21 protein-coding genes are annotated in these 19,864 nt (G+C 68.6%); 7 read left to right on the top strand and 14 right to left on the bottom strand.

Annotation, left to right across the window (positions count from 1 at the left end; all coding sequences use genetic code 11):
• Window positions 1-43 precede the first annotated feature (43 nt).
• Both ACN6M5_RS10655 and ACN6M5_RS10650 read right to left on the bottom strand, forming a co-directional pair.
• Window positions 44-1,564: a sugar transferase gene (locus ACN6M5_RS10655; RefSeq protein ID WP_434949636.1), complete on the bottom strand. Its 1,521-nt coding sequence runs from the start codon at window positions 1,562-1,564 to the stop codon at window positions 44-46.
• 426 nt (window positions 1,565-1,990) lie between these two features.
• Window positions 1,991-2,560, bottom strand: coding sequence for a DUF2087 domain-containing protein (locus ACN6M5_RS10650; protein ID WP_434949634.1), 570 nt, complete (start codon window positions 2,558-2,560; stop codon window positions 1,991-1,993).
• A 113-nt stretch (window positions 2,561-2,673) separates the two neighbouring features.
• Between ACN6M5_RS10650 and ACN6M5_RS10645 the strand changes: the two genes are divergently transcribed.
• On the top strand, window positions 2,674-3,381 hold the full coding sequence (locus ACN6M5_RS10645; protein ID WP_434949632.1) for an SOS response-associated peptidase: 708 nt from the start codon (window positions 2,674-2,676) through the stop codon (window positions 3,379-3,381).
• Between the two features lie 90 nt (window positions 3,382-3,471).
• Here the strand turns inward: ACN6M5_RS10645 and mgrA are convergent, their stop codons facing one another.
• The 7 genes from mgrA to ACN6M5_RS10610 form a co-directional block, all read right to left on the bottom strand.
• Window positions 3,472-4,509, bottom strand: a complete 1,038-nt coding sequence (gene mgrA / locus ACN6M5_RS10640) for an L-glyceraldehyde 3-phosphate reductase (protein ID WP_434949630.1) — start codon at window positions 4,507-4,509, stop codon at window positions 3,472-3,474.
• A gap of 75 nt (window positions 4,510-4,584) precedes the next feature.
• Window positions 4,585-4,743 (bottom strand): hypothetical protein, encoded by a 159-nt coding sequence (locus ACN6M5_RS10635; protein WP_168690303.1) that lies wholly within the window; start codon window positions 4,741-4,743, stop codon window positions 4,585-4,587.
• 39 nt (window positions 4,744-4,782) lie between these two features.
• On the bottom strand, window positions 4,783-5,043 hold the full coding sequence (locus ACN6M5_RS10630; protein WP_434949628.1) for a DUF1049 domain-containing protein: 261 nt from the start codon (window positions 5,041-5,043) through the stop codon (window positions 4,783-4,785).
• A gap of 24 nt (window positions 5,044-5,067) precedes the next feature.
• Complete coding sequence (locus ACN6M5_RS10625) at window positions 5,068-6,207, bottom strand: ABC transporter permease (protein ID WP_434949627.1); 1,140 nt, start codon at window positions 6,205-6,207, stop codon at window positions 5,068-5,070.
• A complete protein-coding gene (locus tag ACN6M5_RS10620; RefSeq protein WP_434952377.1) occupies window positions 6,204-7,088 on the bottom strand; it encodes an ABC transporter ATP-binding protein in 885 nt (294 codons plus the stop codon). The genes ACN6M5_RS10625 and ACN6M5_RS10620 overlap by 4 nt, the downstream gene beginning before the upstream one ends.
• Window positions 7,089-7,179: 91 nt before the next feature.
• Entirely contained in the window at window positions 7,180-7,854 is a 675-nt protein-coding gene (locus ACN6M5_RS10615) for a response regulator (protein WP_434949625.1), read from the bottom strand.
• Window positions 7,851-9,152, bottom strand: coding sequence for a sensor histidine kinase (locus ACN6M5_RS10610; RefSeq protein ID WP_434949623.1), 1,302 nt, complete (start codon window positions 9,150-9,152; stop codon window positions 7,851-7,853). The genes ACN6M5_RS10615 and ACN6M5_RS10610 overlap by 4 nt, the downstream gene beginning before the upstream one ends.
• An 85-nt stretch (window positions 9,153-9,237) precedes the next feature.
• Between ACN6M5_RS10610 and ACN6M5_RS10605 the strand changes: the two genes are divergently transcribed.
• A complete protein-coding gene (locus tag ACN6M5_RS10605; RefSeq protein WP_434949622.1) occupies window positions 9,238-10,089 on the top strand; it encodes a phosphotransferase family protein in 852 nt (283 codons plus the stop codon).
• Window positions 10,090-10,095: 6 nt separating this feature from the next.
• Here the strand turns inward: ACN6M5_RS10605 and ACN6M5_RS10600 are convergent, their stop codons facing one another.
• On the bottom strand, window positions 10,096-11,187 hold the full coding sequence (locus ACN6M5_RS10600) for a DUF5937 family protein (protein ID WP_434949621.1): 1,092 nt from the start codon (window positions 11,185-11,187) through the stop codon (window positions 10,096-10,098).
• 99 nt (window positions 11,188-11,286) lie between these two features.
• Here ACN6M5_RS10600 and ACN6M5_RS10595 point away from each other — a divergent pair, with 99 nt between their 5' ends.
• Window positions 11,287-11,487: a hypothetical protein gene (locus ACN6M5_RS10595; RefSeq protein ID WP_434949619.1), complete on the top strand. Its 201-nt coding sequence runs from the start codon at window positions 11,287-11,289 to the stop codon at window positions 11,485-11,487.
• A 14-nt stretch (window positions 11,488-11,501) separates the two neighbouring features.
• On the opposite strand, the gene ACN6M5_RS10590 is transcribed toward ACN6M5_RS10595, so the two are convergent.
• Window positions 11,502-12,530, bottom strand: coding sequence for a LacI family DNA-binding transcriptional regulator (locus ACN6M5_RS10590; protein WP_168690289.1), 1,029 nt, complete (start codon window positions 12,528-12,530; stop codon window positions 11,502-11,504).
• Between the two features lie 365 nt (window positions 12,531-12,895).
• Here ACN6M5_RS10590 and chvE point away from each other — a divergent pair, with 365 nt between their 5' ends.
• From chvE to mmsB, 3 genes are all read left to right on the top strand, one after another.
• On the top strand, window positions 12,896-14,023 hold the full coding sequence (chvE, locus tag ACN6M5_RS10585) for a multiple monosaccharide ABC transporter substrate-binding protein (RefSeq protein ID WP_281727771.1): 1,128 nt from the start codon (window positions 12,896-12,898) through the stop codon (window positions 14,021-14,023).
• Between the two features lie 74 nt (window positions 14,024-14,097).
• Window positions 14,098-15,642, top strand: a complete 1,545-nt coding sequence (gene mmsA / locus ACN6M5_RS10580) for a multiple monosaccharide ABC transporter ATP-binding protein (protein ID WP_085369050.1) — start codon at window positions 14,098-14,100, stop codon at window positions 15,640-15,642.
• The gene (mmsB, locus tag ACN6M5_RS10575; protein WP_085369049.1) at window positions 15,639-16,814 is read left to right on the top strand and encodes a multiple monosaccharide ABC transporter permease; all 1,176 of its coding nucleotides are present in this window, start codon (window positions 15,639-15,641) and stop codon (window positions 16,812-16,814) included. Before mmsA ends, mmsB begins: the two co-directional genes overlap by 4 nt.
• A gap of 58 nt (window positions 16,815-16,872) precedes the next feature.
• Here mmsB and ACN6M5_RS10570 read toward each other — a convergent pair whose 3' ends face one another.
• Entirely contained in the window at window positions 16,873-17,334 is a 462-nt protein-coding gene (locus ACN6M5_RS10570) for a pyridoxamine 5'-phosphate oxidase family protein (RefSeq protein ID WP_434949615.1), read from the bottom strand.
• Between the two features lie 127 nt (window positions 17,335-17,461).
• On the opposite strand from ACN6M5_RS10570, the gene ACN6M5_RS10565 reads away from it, so the two are divergent.
• Complete coding sequence (locus tag ACN6M5_RS10565) at window positions 17,462-17,875, top strand: VOC family protein (protein ID WP_434949613.1); 414 nt, start codon at window positions 17,462-17,464, stop codon at window positions 17,873-17,875.
• On the opposite strand, the gene ACN6M5_RS10560 is transcribed toward ACN6M5_RS10565, so the two are convergent.
• Together ACN6M5_RS10560 and ACN6M5_RS10555 are read right to left on the bottom strand one after the other, a co-directional pair.
• Window positions 17,853-18,248 carry a dihydrofolate reductase family protein gene (locus tag ACN6M5_RS10560; protein ID WP_434949611.1) on the bottom strand — a complete coding sequence of 132 codons (396 nt, stop codon included), beginning with the start codon at window positions 18,246-18,248 and terminating at the stop codon, window positions 17,853-17,855. The genes ACN6M5_RS10565 and ACN6M5_RS10560 overlap by 23 nt on opposite strands.
• A 77-nt stretch (window positions 18,249-18,325) precedes the next feature.
• On the bottom strand, window positions 18,326-19,831 hold the full coding sequence (locus tag ACN6M5_RS10555; RefSeq protein WP_434949609.1) for a DHA2 family efflux MFS transporter permease subunit: 1,506 nt from the start codon (window positions 19,829-19,831) through the stop codon (window positions 18,326-18,328).
• Window positions 19,832-19,864: the final 33 nt, after the last annotated feature.

The raw sequence follows: 19,864 nt of genomic DNA, 5'->3' as shown, positions 1-19,864 counted from the left end.
TCGGGTCGGGTTGGGGGTTGTTGTGAGAGCAGGCCCTGGCGCGTCAGTACGCGCCGACGGGATGGGTGAGCACTTTGACCGTCCGCCACATGATGACCAGGTCGCCGGTGAGCGACCAGTTCTCCACGTAGTAGAGATCGAGTCGGACGCTTTCCTCCCAGGAGAGGTCGGAGCGTCCGTTGACCTGCCACATGCCGGTGAGTCCCGGCTTGATGTACAGGCGACGGTGGACGTGGTTCTCATATCCCTCGACCTCGGAGCGCAGCGGAGGCCGCGGTCCGACAAGGCTCATGTCGCCGAGGAAGACATTCACGAGCTGGGGCAGCTCGTCGAGCGAGTACTTGCGCAGGATGCGGCCGACGCGCGTGACGCGTGGGTCGTCCTTGAGCTTGAACAGCACGCCGTTGCCGTCGCTCTTCGCCTGCAGTTCGGCGAGGCGCGCTTCTGCATCGACGCACATGGAACGGAACTTGAACATCCGGAACGTCTCGCCGTTGCGGCCGACGCGCTCCTGCGAGAACACGACGGGGCCGTTGTCGTCGAACTTCACGAACAGCGCGACGGCGAGGAAGACGGGGGAGAGCAGGGCGAGCGCGAGGCCGGAGGCGAAGAAATCGAACGCGCGCTTGAGCACGTGCTTGCCTCCCTCGAACTGCGGGATCTCCACGTGGATGAGCGGCAGCCCCTCGACGGGACGGAAGTGGATGCGCGGTCCGGCGACGTCGGTGAGGCGCGACGCGAGCACCAGCTCGGTGGCCGTGCCCTCGAGCTTCCAGGCCAGGGTGCGCACGAAGTCGCCGCCGGTCAGCGACTGGCCGGCGACGATCACGGTGTCGACGCCCAGGCGGGCGGCGGCGTCCGCGACGCCTTCGAGGTCGGAGACCACCGGCACCTCGCGGTCGGGGGCGGCGATGCGCTTCTTCATCGCCGCGTCCTTCTTGGCGCCCTTGCGCTTGCCCGTGTCGAGGGATGCGCCGACCACGTGATAGGCGGCGCCGGACTTGCTGTGGATCTGGCGCACCACGTAGTCGACGTCGGAGAACCCTCCGACGACGAGGGCGCGGGAGAGGTAGTGGTCGAACATCCGCTGCCGGATCAGCCACTGCCGCCACAGCCAGCGCGACGTCAGCACGCCGACGACCCCGAGCGGGAGCGCGAGCACGAAGTAGCCGCGGGCGATGTCGACCTTGGCGACCAGGAAGACGATGGCGAGCAGGCCGAAGGTGAGCGCGCTGGCGTTCACGACCCTCTTGTACTCCGCGACGCCGACGCCGACCACGCGCGGGTCGCGCGAGTGGTTGACGGAGAGGGCGAACATCCAGGTCGCCGCGATGAGCATGGACAGCGTGAAGTAGTCGGTGCGGTATCCGGCGAACTGGGTGCCGGAGTCGTCGAGGCCGAAGCGCAGGAACATCGCGCAGAGCGTCGATGCCAGGATGATCGCGGTGTCCGTGACGAACAGGCGGGCGCGGTACTGCCGCGCCCAGCTGCGCTCAGAGCTGCGGCGCTGGGTCGGTGCGGCCGAACGGCCGATGGTGGTCAGGCGTGGCTTGAGTACGGTCATCGGAGCGCCCTCCCCGCGCTGCTGATGGATGCACCGACCGAAGAGCCGACGACGGCTGGGGGAAAGCCGTGGTCTCGAACGGCTTCACCGCCGCCGGCCCCGCTGATGAGGGTCGTCCCGTTGCTCCGCGCGCGCCGAGCGGCCCTCTGTTCGAGGGGGTTGAGCGAACGGGTCGCTCGACGTGGCGGATGCGGGTTCACGGGTCGTCCCTGCGTGTGTCGGGTTGGTGCTTTTTCGGGTGGCGTGAACCGGTGAGTCCCACTCGTGAGACCGACGAGCTTGTTCAGCGAACGGAAAGTGACTGTTTCTCACCTATTCACAAAAGTGAGATTACATCGTTTTTTCAGGTTCGCGTGAGCCCTCTATGGGGGTGATTATTACTCATCTTTGCGTTCGGGCGCTCTGAGGCGCGCCCGAATGGGTCTCTCAGGCCCGTGTTCTCGCGTATTCCGACCCGGAACGGGTGCGTTCGACGAGCCCGAAATCGACCAGATACCGCCGCAGCAGAGCGGGGTCGTCGCCGAACCGCAGCAGCCGCTCGGACAGCTCGCGCTCGTCCACCACCTCGGAATCCCCGAGCACGGCGGAGGCGACCAGCGCCAGCAGCTCCCGCCGCTCCCCGGCGTTCGCCGGGAACCGGTCGATGCGTCCGTCCGCGTCGAGGAACCGCTGAACGCCGGTGCGCGGAGCCCTGCCCCGCGCATCCCGTTGCTGCGCATCCCGGAGGGCGTCGGCGAACACGGCGCCGTCGACCACCAGCGCGCCGTCCCGCTCCACCACGACCCCGGATGCGGTCAGCGCCTCCAGCGCGCGCCGCCGCCGCGCGGGCGACAGCCCCGCGCCTGCCGCGCCAGCCGTGCCATCGGCGCCCCGCTCACCGGCTCCACCAGCCGGGCCGCCTGCGCCACCAGCCCCGCCACCCAGCACCACCTCCGCGAACACCACCCGGGCGTCCGCGTTCCCCAGCGCCGCCACGATCCTCCGCCAGTCGCCCACGTTATCCACACCCTCCAGCGATCGAGATACCAGTAACTGTGCCGCATCCCGGGCGTTTTGCGACAGATAGTGGTGTCTCGTCGGGTGTCGGAGGCGGGAGGTATGGTCAGGGTATGTGCGGACGGTTCGCGATGGACAAAGAGACGGACGACATGATCCAGGAGTTCGTCGCCGAGGGCGGCGACTTCCGGGACTGGCGGCCCAGCTGGAACATCGCGCCCACCGATCCCATCCCGATCTTCCTGGAGAGCAAGAAGAACGACGAGCCGAGCGTCCGACGGCTCGAACTGGCCAGGTGGTCGCTCGTGCCCTCGTGGTCGAAAGAACTGAAGACCAAGGTTCCCACCTTCAACGCCCGCGCGGAGACCGCGGCGGAGAAGCCCATGTTCAAGGCGTCCGTCGCCTCCCGCCGCGCGATCGTGCCGGCCATCGGATACTACGAGTGGCAGACCGATCCCGTCACCAAGAAGAAGACGCCGTACTTCATCCACCTGCCGGACGGCGAGCTGATGGGTTTCGCCGGGCTGTACGCCTGGTGGGCAGACCCGGCCAAGGAGCACGGCGACCCTGATCGCTGGCACCTCACCGCCACGATCCTCACGGCGGATGCTGTGCACACACTCGAGCACATCCACGACCGCAACCCGGTGCCCCTGCCGCGCGAGCTCTGGGACCACTGGGTCGACCCGACCGTCGTCGGCGACCAGGCGCTGCTCGACGAGGCCGTTCGCGCGGCGGTCGGCGTCGCGGAGTCGCTGGCGTTCGACCGCGTCGGGCCGGTGACCGGAGACGGGCCGGAGCTCATCCGCCCGATCGACTGACCGGGCCTACAGAGCCGCCGAGCCGCTGACCCGGTCGACCGACCTGGCCCACCGACCCGGTCAGCCCGCCTGCCGCGACCGCCCCGCCCCCTACAGCTCCCCGCGGCGCGCGCCCGCCCACAGGTCGACGCCCGCATCCACGGCCAGCTCGTCGATCTCGGCCAGCTCCTCATCCGTGAACGCGAGGTTGTCCAGCGCTCCGACGTTCTGCTCCAGCTGGGCGACGCTGCTCGCGCCGATCACCAGCGACGTCACGCGTTCGTCGCGCAGCGCCCAGGCGAGCGCCAGCTGCGCGAGCGACTGGCCGCGCCGTGCCGCGATCTCGTTGAGCGACCGCAGGCGCGCCACCGCGTCGTCGGTGAGCCAGTCCGCGTCGAGCGAGCTGCCCGCGGCGGCGCGCGAGCCGTCCGGGATGCCGTTCAGGTACTTGTCGGTGAGCATCCCCTGCGCCAGGGCGGTGAACCCGATGACGCCGAAGCCGGCATCGCCCGCCGCATCCAGCAGCCCCTCGTTCTCGATCCAGCGGTTCAGCATCGAGTACGACGGCTGGTGGATGAGCAGGGGCGTTCCGAGTTCGCGCAGGATCTCGGCTGCCCGGCGTGCATCCTCTGCTCCGTAGGACGAGATGCCGACGTACAGCGCCTTGCCGGAGCGGACGGCGGTGTCCAGCGCCTGCATCGTCTCCTCCAGCGGAGTCGACGGGTCCGGGCGGTGCGAGTAGAAGATGTCGACGTAGTCGAGACCGAGCCGCGACAGGGACTGGTCGAGGCTCGCGAGCATGTACTTCCGGCCGCCGCCGCCCTGGCCGTACGGACCGGGCCACATGTCCCAGCCGGCCTTCGACGACACCACGATCTCGTCGCGGTACGGGCGCAGGTCGTCTCGCAGGATGCGCCCGAAGTTCACCTCTGCCGCGCCGTACGGCGGGCCGTAGTTGTTGGCGAGGTCGAAGTGCGTGATGCCGAGGTCGAACGCCCGCAGCACGATGTCCCGCTGCGTCGCGAACGGCCGGTCGTCGCCGAAGTTGTGCCAGAGACCGAGGGACAGAGCTGGGAGGTCGAGCCCGCTGCGCCCGGTGCGACGGTACTGCATCCGGTCGTAGCGCTCGGGGAGGGGGTGGTAGGCCATGCTTCCACTTTTCCGTGTGCGGCCCGTCCTGTCCAACAGGCCGCGGTGATCCGATTCAGGGATGCGGTCGCTGAATCAGCCTTTGCTGCCGCTGCGCCTCAGCCAGCCGATGATCGCCGTGATGACGAACAGGATGAGCCCGATGATCGCCAGCCACAGCAGACCCTTGATCGCGAAGCCCAGGATCGCGAGCACAGCCCAGACGACCAGAAGCACGATGATGAGAGTGACCATGCAGGCAACCTAACTCCGCGCACCTGCGCCGCGTCAAGGTCAGCGTCTGGCTTTGCGAGCCGCCCTGTTGCGCGCGAGCACCCATCCGACCACGCCGCCGACCACGAACACCGCCACCACCAGCACCCACGTCGGCATCCGCAACTGCGCCCACAGCAGGTAGATGGTGGCCTGGTCGTTGCCCACCCCGTTCTGAATGGCCACGATCATCAGCAGCACCACCAGGACGATGGCCAGCCACTTCCGTTTCAGAAACCGAACGACGGCGTTGTCCCTGCGGCCAGCATCCTCAGCACTCATGCGCTCAGTATGCTCGCAGGCCGGTCAGCCGCGCAGCGCTTCCGAGACTTTCACGCGAGCGCCGGTCCGCAGCAGCGAGTTCGAGTACACGCGGGCGCCGAGCGCGATCACCACGGCAGTGGATGCGACGAGCAGCACGAGCGACAGGATCGGCTCCCACCATTCCGCCGTTCCGAGGAAGATGCGCACCGGCATCCCGACCGGTGCGGCGAACGGCACGTAGCTCATGATGGCCATCACCGTGGGGTTGTCGTTGAAGAAGATCACCAGGAAGTACGGCACCATGATGAGGATCATCACCGGCGACGTCACCGAGCCGATGTCCTCCGAGCGCGAGACGAGGGAGGCGGCCGCTGCGTAGAGGGCGGCCAGCAGCACGAAGCCGATCACGAAGAACACCACGAACCAGGCGACGGCGGGACCGACGGTGCCGAGCAGCACCTGCTGGCCGGTGACCATCATCCCGAGGATCGCCGCGATGGCGATGGCGGCGATCTGGCCGAGTGCGAGGACGCTGTTCCCGACGACCTTGCCGGCGAGCAGCACGCGGGCGCTCACCGTCGACAGCAGGATCTCCACGATGCGCGTCTGCTTCTCCTCGACGACGCTCTGGGCGATCATCGTGCCGAAGGTCACGGCGGACATCATGAAGACGATCCCGAAACCGAGGGCGATGATGTAGACCAGGGCAGCGGGCTGCGCGGACGGGTCGAGCAGTTCCACCTTCGGCTGGATGCTCAGGGCGGCGAGCACGCCCTGAGGCGCGCTGTCGAGACCGATCACGGTCACGGGCGGCGTCCCAGAGGCGGGGACCACCACGGCGGACACGTCGCCGGAGCGCAGCAGCTCCTCCCCGGCGGCGCGTGAATCGACCTGCACCGGATCCAGGCCGTCCGCCGCGCCGACGACCTGCTCGGCCGACCCGACGACGGCGACCTTCGTGGAGCTGTCGCTCCCGCCGAAGATGCCGCCGAGCAGCACGGAGGCGAGCACGAGCAGCACGAGCACGGCCGCCGAGACGACGAACGACTTGCTGCGCAGTCGGGTGACGATCTCCCTGCGGGCGACCAGCCCGACCCCGGATGTGAACCCCGGCGCTGGCGGGGTGGTGCGCGTGGACGGAGTGCCGGTGGATGCGGTGCCGGTGGATGCTGATGCGCTCATTTGCCGATGGCCTCTCGGAAGATCTGTGCAAGGGAGGGGTTCTGGGGTCCGAAGCTGACGACGCCGCCGTCGGCCGTCGCCCGCTTGAGCACGGCCTGCGCCGTCGGGTCGTCGGACTCGAACAGCGCGTATCCGCCGTCGAAGTCGAGCACGGTGACACCGTCGAGGCCGCGGAGCCAGCCCGCGTCCCCGGAGACGAGCAGCTCGTAGCGGCCGCCGCCGTGCTCGCGCCGCAGCTCGTCCGTTCCGCCGGAGACCTTGACCTCGCCGTCCGCGATGATCACGAGCTCGTCGCAGAGCCGCTCGACGATGTCGAGCTGGTGCGAGCTGAACAGCACGGGAGCACCGGAGGCCGCGTAGTCGCGGAGCACGCCGACCACCACATCCACTGCCAGGGGGTCGAGGCCGGAGAACGGCTCGTCCAGCACCAGCACCTCGGGGTCGTGCACGAGGGCGGCGGCGATCTGCGCCCGCTGCTGGTTGCCGAGGCTGAGGCTCTCCACCAGGTCGCCGGAGCGCTCGCCGAGGCCGAGCCTGTCGAGCAGCGCGTCGGTGTTGCGGGAGGCGGCAGCGGCGCTGAGGCCGTGCAGTCGCGCCAGGTAAACGAGTTGCTCCGCGACCTTCATCTTCGGGTAGAGGCCGCGCTCCTCCGGCATGTAGCCGAAGCGGCGGCGGTCGTCCGCGGTGAGCGGCTGGCCGTCGAGCAGCACCGTGCCGCCGTCCGAAGCGAGCACGCCGAGGATGATGCGCATGGTCGTCGTCTTGCCCGCGCCGTTGCCTCCGACGAAGCCGGTCATGCGCGCTCGCGGCACCGTGAAGCTCACGTCGCGCAGCACGAGGCGGTCCCCGTAGCGCTTCTCGACGTTCTGGATCTGCAGCATTGTCGCCGTCCCTTCCGTGGTCGATTCCACGCTACGGATGCGCGGGGGAGCACCGCATCCACCTGCCGTCGTCCGCCGCTCGGCGGAGGGGTCAGCGCCCGGCGAGCCCGTTCTCGTAGGCGAAGATGACCGCCTGGATGCGGTCGCGCAGCCCCAGCTTGAGCAGCACCTTAGACACATGCGTCTTCACGGTGGCCTCGCCGAGGTACAGGCGCCCGGCGATCTCCGCGTTGGACAGGCCGCCGGCGAGGAGGCCGAGAACCTCGCGCTCACGTTCGGTGAGGTCGTCGACCGCGGTGCCGGTGGCGGTGGTCGCTCCACCCATCGGCACCCCGTCCTGCCCACTACTGAACCGGCTGATCACCTGGCGGGTCACGTTCGGAGACAGCAGCGCATCCCCTCTGGCGAGCACGTGCACCGCGTTGACCAGCTCCTCCGGCGACGAGTTCTTCAGCAGGAACCCGCTCGCGCCCGCCTGCAGCGCGGTGAACAGGTAGTCGTCGCGGTTGAACGTGGTGAGCACGAGCACGCTGGCCGCGAGGTCCGGCCTGGCGACGATCTGCCTGGTCGCCTCGAGCCCGTCCATGCCGGGCATCTGCACGTCCATGCAGATCACGTCCGGCTGCAGTTCTTCGCAGAGCCGCACGGCGCTCTGGCCGTCGCCCGCCTCGCCGACCACCTCGATCGCCTCGTCCGTCTGCAGGATGATCCGGAATCCGGCGCGGACGAGTTCCTGGTCGTCGGCGAGCAGCACCCGGATGCTCACCTCGTCACCTCCGCGGCCAGCGGGAAGCGCGCGCGGACGAGGTATCCGCCGCGGCTGCGCGGCCCGATCTCGATGCTGCCTCCGACGGACGCGACCCGTTCGCGCATCCCGAGGTGCCCCATCCCCGATCCGGATGCGGTGGCGGAGCGTCCGGCGCCGAGCCCGGTGTCCGACGCCTCCAGTTCCAGGCTGTCGTCGGTGTATCGCAGCCGCAGCTCGGCGGTCGCTCCCGCCCCGCCGTGCTTCCTGGTGTTGGTGAGCGCCTCCTGGGCGACGCGGTACACGCAGAGTCCGATGGTGGCCGGCACCGGCCTGCGGCTGCCGACGATGTGCAGTCGCGTGGGCAGGCCGGCGCTCACCGCGTCGTCGACCAGTTCGCCGAGCTGGTCAACGCCGTGCGTCGTCGCCGCGCCGTCCGCGGGCGCCGCCCGGTCGTCGCGCAGGGCACCGAGCAGCAGCCGCAGCTCGTCGACGGCGGTGCGCGCACTCGACTCGACGTTCAGCAGGGAGGAGCGGGCGGCGGCGGGGTCGCGGTCGAGCACGAGCCGCGCTGCTCCCGCCTGCACCCCCATCACCGACACGTGATGCGCGACCACGTCGTGCAGTTCGCGGGCGATCCGCACCCGTTCGAGCGCGATCGCCTGCTGCTGGGTGCGCTCGCGTTCCTCCGCCAGCGCCAGGGTCAGCGTCTCCAGCTCGTGCCTCGCGCGCGCCGACCGGTATGCGGCGTCGCCGAAGTAGTACGCGCCGCCGAAGTAGAGCAGGTTGATGATGATCTGGATGAGGCCGAACGCCACGTACGGGGAGAGCGTCCCCTCACGCGACAGCTCCGGCACCACGGAGCTGATCCCGGCGGTGACGATCAGGTTCCAGAACAGCCAGACGAACATCGCGGCGACGATGGCGAGCCGCAGCACCGTCGCCAGTGTGCGCCGGCGACCCCACGCGCCGAGCGTGTAGATGGCGATGAAGAGGGCGATGTTCGAGAACAGGTACTCGCCGACCCGGAACTCGCCTCCCCACCAGAACGTGACGGCCGAGCAGATCGCGACAGCCTCCGGCCAACGCCGCCGCACGGCGAGCGGCGCCCCGCTCGCGACCGCCCAGACGACGCTCACGACCCATGCGTCGGAGTTGCCGAAGATCCCGGTGCGCTGGTAGAGGAACACCGAGCCGATCATCGCGGCGGTCATGACGACGGCGAGCACGATATCCGCTCGCCGGCCACGGGCATCCGGGGCTGGGCGGTGCCATTCGCTCGCCGGCGCGGCCAGCAGTCGTGGTGAGGCGCTGGTCATCCTCCAACGCTAGCGGTGGATACGCGGCGCCGGATCCGTCGTGCGGGGGAGGCGCGGCCGGTGGGTGACTGCTTAGGCTCGGAGCATGGTCGAAACCGGATTCGTGCGCCCAGACGCTGCGCTCGTGGACGAGCTCGCGACCGAGGCGCTCCGTGCGGCGGGCGCGCCGGTCGACCAGCGGGTGTGGTCGCGGATCGACCACGGATCGGTCAACCTGATCGTCCTCTCCGGCGACGTCGCTGTGCGGGTGACGCGCACGCCGGACTCCGTGCACGACCTCCTGCGCACGCAGCGGCTCGTCGACCGGCTTCCCGACCTCCCGTTCGCGGTGCCGCGCTCGGTGGCCGCCCCGGTGCTGCTGGGCGGCATCGCCGCGGTCGCGCAGCGGCGGGTTCCCGGCGCCCCGCATCCCAGTGGGGGCGGCGACCCCGGGCAGCTGCGGACCGTCCTGGATGCGATCCACGGCGTGCCTCTCGATCCGCTGAGCGACGACCTGGCTCCCGCGCGGTCATACATGGGCGGCGCGCGGTGGTTCGAGGTCATGACGGACCAGGCGATCCCCCTGCTCGCCCAGGATGCGCAGGCTCCTGCACGGCGGGCGGCGGATGCCCTCGCGGCCCTCGACCCTGTCTCGCCGGTGCTCGTCCACGGCGACCTCGCCGGCGCGAACGTCCTGTGGGAGGACGGCCGGATCTCCGGGGTGCTCGACTGGGACCTCGCCAGCGCCGACGACCCGGCAGCGGATGTGGCCGCGCTCGGGAACTGGCACGGCTGGGAGCAGCTCTCCGAGGCCGCCGACCCGCAGCTGGTGGAACGCGCGAAAGCCTTCGCCGCGACCTACCCGCTGCAGGTCATCTGCTTCGCGCTCCTCAACGCGCGCCCGCTGGGCGAGGTCGCCCGCGCCGTCGCCGCCGCGAACGCGCGGCTGGCGAGCTGACCGGGCTCAGCGCAGCAGCGCCTCGATCATGTCCCTCCCCAGCCGAGCGGCGACGATCGCGTCGAACGTGTACACCACGTAGCGGCCGCGTCTCGTCGACGTGATGAATCCGGCCTCTCGCAGGATCGCCAGGTGCCTGGACACCTCCGGGGCACTCAGGTGCCACGCCTCTGCGAGGTCCGCCGTGGTGTGCGGCCCGCGGATGAGGCTCCTGGCGAGCCGCAGCCGGATGGGGTTGTCGAGGGCGTGCAGCCGCTGCTCGATGACGTCGATGGCGGTGGCCGACGCCGACGCATCGCCCGCGGTCACCGGGTACTGGATGACGGGCGACCACTTCGGGGCGTGCACCACGAGCAGATGGGGGTGGCCGAGCACGCTCGGAAGAAAGGTGATCCCGGCCTCGCCCGCCGTGGTGGAGGCATCCTGCAGCTTGTCGACCACGATGCGCGTCGCCGCTTCGTCGGTGGTCACCGCGGGGGAGAGCACCTCCAGCATCCGCGGCAGGCCCGCGGTCGCCAGCAGGTCGTGCTTGACCCGGGCGTCGGCGGCCAGAGCAGGCCGGAGGCGCCGCCACAGCTCGCCGAAGAACGCCGATTCGCAGTCTTCGAGCAGCTGCCGCATCATCGTCCTGGCGCGCGGAGGGTCGGACAGCACGAAGTCGACGAACGCCAGCTGGCGCGGTCCTCTGGCGAGCGCTCGTTCGCGTGCCACCTCGCGCGCTCGCGCATCGACGAGGGGCGAGCCGAGCTCGCGGTACAGGGGGAGGGTTCCGCAACTGCTGGTCAGCAGGGATGCGGACACCCAGAGCTCGTCGTCCAGCGCGTCGACCGCATCCAGTTCGTCGGCGAGCTCGGCCCCGGGGTGAGCGGGAAGGAACATGTCGGCGCGGGAGGTGCGCCAGAGGAAGTCGGCGTCGATCAGCCGTTCGAGCAGGTGCGGTTCGGTGGATGCTGCCACCGCAGCGACCCACCCCTGCTGGGCCGGATGGTGGGCTGGCTCGACGAGGAGGTGGATCGCCGAGGCCAGCTCGGCGAGCGGGGACGGGGAGAACCGGTAGTCCTCCGTGCCGATCCTGCTGACGTCGATCGAAACGCTCATGCCGTGATTGTCCCAAGGATCACGCGCGATCCCGCGACCGATTGACGATAACGGTCAATCCAAGCGCGCTCAGTGTCGGAAACGTCGATCGTGTGAGTCATGACAACGGCACCTCTCCGAATCTCCCGACACCTCAGCGCCCGCCTGGCCGCCCTGCTTCTGACGCTCTCACGGCCGTCCGCCGGACGGCGGATGCGGTCATCGTCGCGGTCGCCGGAACGGGTCCGGCTCCTGGCGGAACGGCTGGACGGCGTCGACGCGCTCCGCACCAGCGCCGAGCGCAGACGGCTCTGGCTCTGACAGCCCCCGCCCGCCTACCTCCCCGGCGGCGCCGTGCTTCCGCGCACGATCAGCTCCGGCACCGGGAACTCCGGCCGGTCCGGCGGGCTCGTGCCTTCGATCTCGGCGAGCAGGAGGTCGATCGCGACCGCGCCGAGGAGGCTGAAGTCCTGGCGGACGGTCGTGAGCGGCGGGCTGAAGTGTTTGGCCTCCGGGATGTCGTCGAAGCCGACCACGCTCAGGTCGCCGGGCACGGACAGGCCGAGGTCGGCCGCCGCGTGGATGAGGCCGAGGGCCATCTGGTCGTTGGAGGCGAACACCGCCGTGTAGTCGCGTGGGCGCAACAGCTTGAGGCCGACGTCGTAGCCGAGGTCGGAGGTCCAGTCGCCGAGGGCGGGCGGTGGAGGTGCGATGTCCCAGGCCGACATCTCTTCGAGGAAGCCGTGCATCCTCTCCTCCGCCTCGTTCCAGTCCTGCGGCCCCGCCAAGTGCAGGATGCGCGAGTGGCCCAGTTCGAGCAGGTGGCGAGTGGCGAGGCGGGCGCCCTCCCGCTGGTCGAAGGCCACGACGCGCTCGCCGGGGGCATCCCGCCACTGCAGGCTGATGAACGGCACCCGGATGGAGACCCGCTGCAGGGCTTCGTGGGCGCGCTGCTGCGGGGCGATCATCACCACGCCGTCCACGCCGTGGGCGAGGAACGTGTCGAGGGCCGCCGCGAGGCTCTGCTCGTCCTCGCGGGCGAGCGTGGCAGAGACGATGGCGTAGCCGCGGGCCCTGGCGGCCTGGTCGACGGCGGCCGCCGCGCTGAACGGCCCATAGTGCGAGCGCGCCGTGACCACGACGCCGATGGTCGTGAACCGCGAGGTGGCGAGCGCGCGGGCGGCGCTGTTCGGCCGCCAGGCGAGGTCGTCGATGACTTTGCGCACCTGCGCCTCGGTGGACGGCTTGATGTAGCGCTCGCCGTTGAGCACCCGGGAGACCGTCTGCCGGGAGACGCCGGCGAGCCGCGCGATGTCGCGGATGGACAGCGGGCGCGAAGAGTCGTCGTCGACTTTGTCCGTCATGCGCGCTCCGGGTTCTGGCGGTGCGACGCGACCGTCTGCACACGCGGTGTGCTGCTGATCTTAGGGGGCGCGGATGCTGTCCTGCTGTTCGCGCGACCACACGGATCGTGAGCGAATTGCGTCGGGATGCTTGACGCCTGGGGGAGAAGGGGCATAACGTCTTACCGTTCTGGGACCGGTCACATATTTGGGACCAACCTAGCGGATGACGAGGGAGTCGCACAGATGGACGACGGATTGCGAGGAAGCGATTTGCTCCATGACGCCGCTGAGCTTCACCTCTCCCCAACGCTGACCGCCCCGGTCCTGCTGGACACCGCGCGCGACGGGCGCCCGGGCCACCACCTTGCTCGAAGGGAATCACAGTGAGATTGAAGAGAATTGCGATCGGGGCCGTCGCCATCGGCGTCGCCGTCATGCTGGCCGCCTGCTCCGGCGGCCGGCCGGGCACCGGAGGCGACGCAGGAAGCAGCGACAACAAGGGCGCCCTGGTCGGCGTCGCCATGCCGACCAAGGTGTCCGAGCGCTGGATCGCCGACGGCAACGCGGTGAAGAGCGACCTCGAGAAGAACGGATACAAGGTCGACCTCGAGTACGCGAACAACGACATCCCGACCCAGGTGCAGCAGGTCAACACCATGATCACCAAGGGTGCGAAGGTCCTGATCATCGCATCCATCGACGGTGGTTCGCTCACCGACCAGCTGGATGCGGCAGCCAAGGCCGGCATCAAGGTGATCTCGTACGACCGCCTCCTGACCGGCGACAAGAACGTCGACTACTACGTGTCGTTCGACAACTACAAGGTCGGCGTCTATCAGGCCAACTCGCTGCTCACCGGTCTGGGCGTGCTCGACGCAGACGGCAAGAAGACCGGCGCCAAGGGCCCGTTCAACATCGAGGTGTTCGCCGGAAGCCCGGACGACAACAACGCAACGTTCTTCTACAACGGCGCGATGGACACCCTCAAGCCGTACATCGCCGACGGCACCCTGAAGGTCGGCAGCGGCCAGACCGCGTTCAACCAGGTCGCCATCCTGCGCTGGGACCCGGCGACCGCCAAGGCCAGGATGCAGGACCTCGTCGCGAAGTCGTACTCCGGTGGAGCGGCCGTGCAGGGCGTGCTGTCCCCGTACGACGGACTCTCCGACGGCATCCTGAGCGCGCTGGAGGGCGCGGGCTACGGATCGGGCGGCAAGAAGCTCCCGATCATCACCGGGCAGGACGCCGAGGTGGCGAGCGTCAAGCAGATCATCGCGGGAACCCAGTACTCGACGATCTACAAGGACACCCGCCAGCTCGCGAACGAGGCCGCGAAGATGGCGAACGACATCCTCACCGGCAAGAAGCCAGAGGTCAACGACACGAAGAGCTACGACAACAAGACCAAGGTCGTGCCGAGCTACCTCTTCCAGCCGGTCGTCGTGACCAAGGACAACTACCAGAAGGTCCTCGTCGACAGCGGTTACTACAAGGAATCCGACCTGAAGTAGCCCGCAGGGCATGAACAGGGGTGGGCGCGGCGCCACAGCCGCGCCCACCCTCTCGCGAAGAAACAAGGGAGACCATGTCCGACACGATCCTCGAGATGCGGGGCATCTCGAAAACCTTCCCGGGGGTGAAAGCCCTCCAGGATGTCTCGATCTCCATCGAGGAAGGTACCGTCCACGCGATCTGCGGTGAGAACGGCGCAGGCAAATCGACGCTGATGAAGGTGCTGTCCGGCGTGTACCCGCACGGCACCTTCGACGGGGAGATCCTCCTGAACGGAGAGCCGGTCGAGTTCAAGTCGATCAACGACTCCGAGGCGGCAGGCATCGTCATCATCCACCAGGAGCTGGCACTGTCGCCGTACCTCTCGATCGCCGAGAACATCTACCTCGGCAACGAGCGGCAGCGCGGCGGGTTCATCGACTGGAACGAGACCAACGTCGAAGCGGGCAAGCTGCTGCGACGCGTCGGCCTGCGCGACAACCCGATCACCAAGATCAAGGACATCGGGGTCGGCAAGCAGCAGCTCGTCGAGATCGCGAAGGCGCTCTCCAAGGAGGTGCGCATCCTGATCCTGGACGAGCCGACCGCCGCGCTCAACGACGACGACTCCGCCCACCTGCTCGACCTCATCCGGCAGCTGAAGGATCACGGCATCACGTCGATCATCATCAGTCACAAGCTCAACGAGATCAAAGCGATCGCGGACAAGGTGACGATCATCCGCGACGGCCAGACCATCGAGACGCTGGACATGCGCAGCGACGACCCGAGCGAGAACCGCATCATCAAGGGGATGGTCGGCCGCGACGTCGCGAGCAGGTTCCCCGACCACGTCCCGCACATCGGCGAGGAGCTGCTGCGCATCGAGGACTGGACGGTGCACCACCCGCTCGACCGCGCTAGGAAGGTGGTCGACGGCGCCAACCTGATGGTCCGCGCCGGCGAGATCGTCGGCATCGCCGGACTCATGGGCGCCGGGCGCACCGAGCTGGCGATGAGCGTGTTCGGGCGCAGCTACGGCGTCAACATCAGCGGCCAGGTCTACAAGCGCGGGGAGCCGATCTCGGTGAGCACCGTCTCGAAGGCCATCGCCAACGGGATCGCGTACTCCACCGAGGACCGAAAGCGGTACGGGCTCAACCTGATCGACAACATCCAGCGCAACATCTCGATCGCGGCGCTCGACAAGCTGGTCGACTGGCTCAAGTTCGTCAACGAGCTCAAGGAGCGCGCGGTCGCGGACGACTACCGCAAGAGCATGAACATCAAGACGCCGAGCGTGTCGACCCTGACGGGCAAGCTGTCCGGCGGCAACCAGCAGAAGGTCGTGCTCTCCAAGTGGATGTACGCCGACCCGGATGTGCTCATCCTCGACGAGCCGACCCGCGGCATCGACGTCGGAGCCAAGTACGAGATCTACACAATCATCGACCGGCTGGCCGACGCGGGCAAAGGCATCATCGTCATCTCGTCCGAGCTGCCGGAGCTTCTCGGCATCTGTGACCGGATCTACACCCTGAGCGAGGGCCGCATCACGGCGGATGTCCCCCGCGAGAAGGCAACCGCCGAATACCTCATGCAACTCATGACCCAGGAACGCGAGAAGACCACAGCATGAAAGCCCTCAGCACGGCCCTCAACTATCTGACAGGTCAGCTCCGCCAGATCGGCCTGTTCATCGCCCTGATCGTGATCGTGTTGTTCTTCCAGATCACCACGGCGGGCATCACGCTCGCACCGATCAACGTCTCCAACCTCATCGTCCAGAACAGCTACATCCTGATCCTCGCGGTCGGCATGGTGATGGTCATCATCGCCGGCCACATCGACCTCTCGGTCGGCAGCGTCGTGGCGTTCATCGGCGCGATGGCCGGTGTGATGATCTCGGAGTGGCACCTTCCGTGGCCGCTCGCGGTGGTGCTCTGCCTCGTGCTCGGCGCCATCGTCGGCGCCTGGCAGGGCTACTGGATCGCCTACTTCGGCATACCGGCGTTCATCGTGACGCTGGCCGGGATGCTCGTCTTCCGCGGTGCGGCGCAGATCGCCCTCGGCAACCAGCAGATCTCGTTCTTCCCGAAGGAGTTCCGCGCGATCGGCTCCGGCTTCCTGCCCACCTTCGGCACCTCCGGGTACGAACCGCTGACGCTCATCCTGGGCCTGCTGGCCTCCATCGCGATCGTCGCGAGCGCGGTGCGTCAGCGTCTGGTGCGCCGCAAGTACGACCTCGAGGACGAGCCGATCTGGTGGTTCGTGCTCAAGGTGGTCTTCCTGGTGCTGCTGGTGCTGATCGTCACCCTGCTGCTCGCCAGCTACAACGGGACGCCGATCGTGCTGATCATCCTGGGCGCCCTCGTGGTCGGGTACACGGCCGTGATGAACCGCTCGGTGTTCGGCCGCCACATCTATGCGATCGGCGGCAACCTGGCCGCGGCCCAGCTGTCCGGTGTCAAGACCAAGCGCGTGACGTTCCTGCTGTTCGTGAACATGGGTGTGATCTCGGCGATCGCCGGTCTCGTGTTCACGGCGGGGCTCAACCTGGCCAGTCCGAGCGCGGGCACCGGCTTCGAGCTGGACGCCATCTCGGCCGTGTTCATCGGAGGCGCAGCGGTCACCGGCGGCATCGGCACGGTCCCTGGCGCGATCATCGGTGGTCTGATCATCGGTGTCCTCAACAACGGGATGTCGATCCTCGGTGTCGACAGCGACTACCAGCTGCTCATCAAGGGCCTGGTGCTGCTCGCCGCCGTCGCGTTCGACGTGTACAACAAGCGCCGCTCGGTCGGCCAGTGACACGGTGAGGCCAGGAGCGGGAACGCTCCTGGCCTCACGGCGTCGTCCACCCCGTGGTTCACACCTCGAGCGACATGTCCAGCGTGTTCCCGTGCACGGGGTCGCCCCCGCGCACCAGCACGTACCGGTGCAGCACCACCGCCTGATACGTCACCAGCGGCCCCTCCGGTTCGAGGTCGGCCGGCTCCAACTGCTTCTGCTCCGGCAGGCGCCGGTTGAGCGCCAGCAGCGCGGCCGCGACCTGATCGGCGGGCACCGGGGACGCCTCTGCGTCGAAGTACGCAGCTTCCGCACTGCCGACGGCGACCGTGGAGTCGAACACCGTGATCGCGACCGCGGCCCTGCTCGCGATGTTGCGCGAGTGCCGCGCATCCGGCGACGACACCCAGCAGATCCGGTCGGCGTCGAGCGGAGCGAAGAACACCGGGGTGACCCACGGCGCACCGGATGCGTCCGCGCTCCCGATCACGCAGTAGCGGTTGGCGGCGAGGATGCCCTCGATGGCGGAACGGTCGGTCATGGTCGTCTTCTCCTTCGCTCGGTGGCGGGGGTGAACTCAGTCTGCCTCCGGCTGCTGCTCCTGCGCAGCGGAGTATTGCCGTGCGGCGCGTTCGCTGCTTGGATCGGTGCGACGAGAGGGGCATGCCATGGCCTTCGGTGAAGTGATTCCCTACTTGTACTACGACGACGCGGATGCAGCACTCGACTGGCTCGAGCGGGTGCTCGAGTTCGGGCCGTCGACGCGTTGGCGCCTGGGCGGGCCGTCCACCAAAGAGGCCGACATCCTCGTCGGGGAGAGCCGTATCTCGGTCTCGGGCCGGCCGCCGCGTGTCGGAGAGGGCGCCGGCGCACTGCTCATCGTGCATGTCGATGACATCGACGCCTATCGGGCACGCGTCTCAGCAGCCGACGGCAATGCTCCGATCAGCGCCGTCCAGAAACAACCGTACGGGCCGCTCACCTTCACCATCGTCGACCCGTGGGGTTACCGGTGGAACTTCTGGCAGGGTGAGTCCGACCCGCCCACCGACGCCGCGTTCACGGCAGCACCCGGTAGGTGACGTGGATCACCGTGCTCGCAACTCGGGCGGAGACCCGCTCCAGATCGAGCGCGGGAACGCCGTCGAACAGGCGCGCTCCGGCCCCGAGCGTGAAGGGGACGATGTGGAGTCGCAGCTCGTCGACCAGACCGGCGGCGAGGTACTGGTTGATCGTGTTCGCACCGCCCTGGATCGAGATCTCGCCGTCGCCGGCCGCCTCGGCCATCTGCTCGACTTCGGCGCGGTTCTCGTCGCCCTGGTCGAACATCCACCCGTGGAGTCTGTTGCCCCATCCGTCGCCGCCGTCCTCGCCGAACGGGCGCTCCTCCGTCTGGTGGATCCCGGCGGCATAACCGTCGGCGGTGATGGTCTGATTCACGATGACCGTGCTCATGGTACCCATCCTGTTGGGGGCGGTCGGGGCCGTCAAGGCGCTGTCCAGGCGGGGTCGGCGTCACGGATGAACGGCTGTCAGTCAGCCTGCTGTTCCGCGCTGGCGGGCTTCCGGACGAACAGGGCGAGCACGATCACCCCGAGCGACAGGATGGCTCCGGCGAGGAACGCGAGGTGCGATCCGGCGGCAGCCGCGGCGGGCGACGGCAGGTCGGGGTCGGCGTTCGTCGTGGAGGCGACTCCTGTGGCGTAGAGGGCGACGAAGATCGCGGTCCCCGCGGCTCCCGCGACCTGCTGCAGGGTGGCGATGGTTGCGCTGCCGTGCGAGTAGAGGCGGGGAGGGAGCGCGCCGAGGGATGCGCTGAACGCGGGGGTGAAGAGGAACGCGAGCGACAGCATCAGCACGATGTGGGCGCCGAGGAGCACGACCCAGGATGAGCTTTCGCCGAGTCCGAAGGCGAGGGTCCACAGCGCGACGGCCAGGCCGATGGAGCCGGGGATGACCAGCGGGCGCGGGCCGAAGCGGTCGTAGAGGCGGCCGACGGTCGGGCCGGCGAGGCCCATCAGGAGGCCGCCCGGGAGCAGGATCGCGCCGATCCAGAGCGGTTCGAGACCGAGCGTATACCTGGCGAACTGGGGGAGCACGATGAACGCGCCGAACAGGGCGACCATCGCTGCGGTCATCATCGAGACGGAGACCGCGAAGTCACGTGACAGGAACGTGCGCAGGTCGAGCAGGGCCGAGTCCGTGCGCTGCAGCACGAGCTGCCGCCAGCCGAAGAAGCCGAGCGTCACAAGGCCGACGGCGACCGGGATCCAGGGCTGCACCGCCGCCCCGCCGACGGCTGCCGCGCCGATCTGGCTGAGTCCGAACACCAGGGCGGAGAACGCGACGGCGGACAGGATCACCGACAGCACATCCAGGGGCACCTTCCTGGTCTCGGAGACGTTCGGCACCTTGCGAACGCCGATGGCGAGCATGACCAGCGCGATGGGCAGCATCACCCAGAACAGTCCCTGCCACGGCAGCACCTGGATGAGGGCGCCGGAGACGATGGGACCGACGGCGGGCGCCACCGACATCACGATCGAGACGCGCCCCATGATCCGTCCGCGGTCGTCGGCCGGCACGACCGTCATCACCGTGGTCATCATCAGCGGCATCATGATCGCGGTGCCGACCGCCTGGATGACGCGACCGACCACGAGCAGCTCGAAGGCGGGGGAGAGGGCGGCGACCAGCGTGCCGAGTGCGAAGCTCGACATCGCCACCGTGAAGACGGGACGGGTGTCGAGCCGCTGCATCAGCCAGCCGGTGATCGGGATGACCACGGCCATCGTGAGTGCGAACGCGGTGGTCAGCCACTGCCCCTGCGTCGCGTCGATGTGCAGGGATTCCTGGATGCGCGGAAGGGCGACACCCATCATCGTCTCGTTCAGGAACACGACGAAGACGGCGGCGAGAAGGAGGGCGAGCGCTGTGCGGTTGCGGGCGGCCAGTGGAGCGGAGGCCTGTGAGGCGGCGGCCAGTGGAGCGGTGGCCGACGATGTGGTCGCCTCCGCCCGGTCGATGGTGTCGGTCATGTCAAACTCCCTTGATTGATGTGCTGCAAAAAA

This window comes from Leifsonia araucanica (assembly GCF_051161895.1).
GTDB lineage: Bacteria > Actinomycetota > Actinomycetes > Actinomycetales > Microbacteriaceae > Leifsonia.
Note: the sequence above shows the minus strand (reverse complement) of the source record. Positions and strands in the feature narration are given on the sequence as shown.

What these genes read in the sequence shown, in the direction of transcription:
- mgrA (WP_434949630.1), bottom strand. Translation starts at nt 4,509, where the DNA reads ATGGCCTACCACCCCCTCCCCGAGCGCTACGACCGGATGCAGTACCGT.
- ACN6M5_RS10565 (WP_434949613.1), top strand. Translation starts at nt 17,462, where the DNA reads ATGGCCTTCGGTGAAGTGATTCCCTACTTGTACTACGACGACGCGGAT.
- ACN6M5_RS10600 (WP_434949621.1), bottom strand. Translation starts at nt 11,187, where the DNA reads ATGAGCGTTTCGATCGACGTCAGCAGGATCGGCACGGAGGACTACCGG.
- mmsA (WP_085369050.1), top strand. Translation starts at nt 14,098, where the DNA reads ATGTCCGACACGATCCTCGAGATGCGGGGCATCTCGAAAACCTTCCCG.
- ACN6M5_RS10560 (WP_434949611.1), bottom strand. Translation starts at nt 18,248, where the DNA reads ATGAGCACGGTCATCGTGAATCAGACCATCACCGCCGACGGTTATGCC.
- ACN6M5_RS10610 (WP_434949623.1), bottom strand. Translation starts at nt 9,152, where the DNA reads ATGACCAGCGCCTCACCACGACTGCTGGCCGCGCCGGCGAGCGAATGG.
- ACN6M5_RS10645 (WP_434949632.1), top strand. Translation starts at nt 2,674, where the DNA reads ATGTGCGGACGGTTCGCGATGGACAAAGAGACGGACGACATGATCCAG.
- ACN6M5_RS10630 (WP_434949628.1), bottom strand. Translation starts at nt 5,043, where the DNA reads ATGAGTGCTGAGGATGCTGGCCGCAGGGACAACGCCGTCGTTCGGTTT.
- ACN6M5_RS10655 (WP_434949636.1), bottom strand. Translation starts at nt 1,564, where the DNA reads ATGACCGTACTCAAGCCACGCCTGACCACCATCGGCCGTTCGGCCGCA.
- ACN6M5_RS10555 (WP_434949609.1), bottom strand. Translation starts at nt 19,831, where the DNA reads ATGACCGACACCATCGACCGGGCGGAGGCGACCACATCGTCGGCCACC.
- mmsB (WP_085369049.1), top strand. Translation starts at nt 15,639, where the DNA reads ATGAAAGCCCTCAGCACGGCCCTCAACTATCTGACAGGTCAGCTCCGC.
- ACN6M5_RS10595 (WP_434949619.1), top strand. Translation starts at nt 11,287, where the DNA reads ATGACAACGGCACCTCTCCGAATCTCCCGACACCTCAGCGCCCGCCTG.
- ACN6M5_RS10570 (WP_434949615.1), bottom strand. Translation starts at nt 17,334, where the DNA reads ATGACCGACCGTTCCGCCATCGAGGGCATCCTCGCCGCCAACCGCTAC.
- ACN6M5_RS10635 (WP_168690303.1), bottom strand. Translation starts at nt 4,743, where the DNA reads ATGGTCACTCTCATCATCGTGCTTCTGGTCGTCTGGGCTGTGCTCGCG.
- ACN6M5_RS10605 (WP_434949622.1), top strand. Translation starts at nt 9,238, where the DNA reads ATGGTCGAAACCGGATTCGTGCGCCCAGACGCTGCGCTCGTGGACGAG.
- ACN6M5_RS10620 (WP_434952377.1), bottom strand. Translation starts at nt 7,088, where the DNA reads ATGCTGCAGATCCAGAACGTCGAGAAGCGCTACGGGGACCGCCTCGTG.
- ACN6M5_RS10590 (WP_168690289.1), bottom strand. Translation starts at nt 12,530, where the DNA reads ATGACGGACAAAGTCGACGACGACTCTTCGCGCCCGCTGTCCATCCGC.
- ACN6M5_RS10625 (WP_434949627.1), bottom strand. Translation starts at nt 6,207, where the DNA reads ATGAGCGCATCAGCATCCACCGGCACCGCATCCACCGGCACTCCGTCC.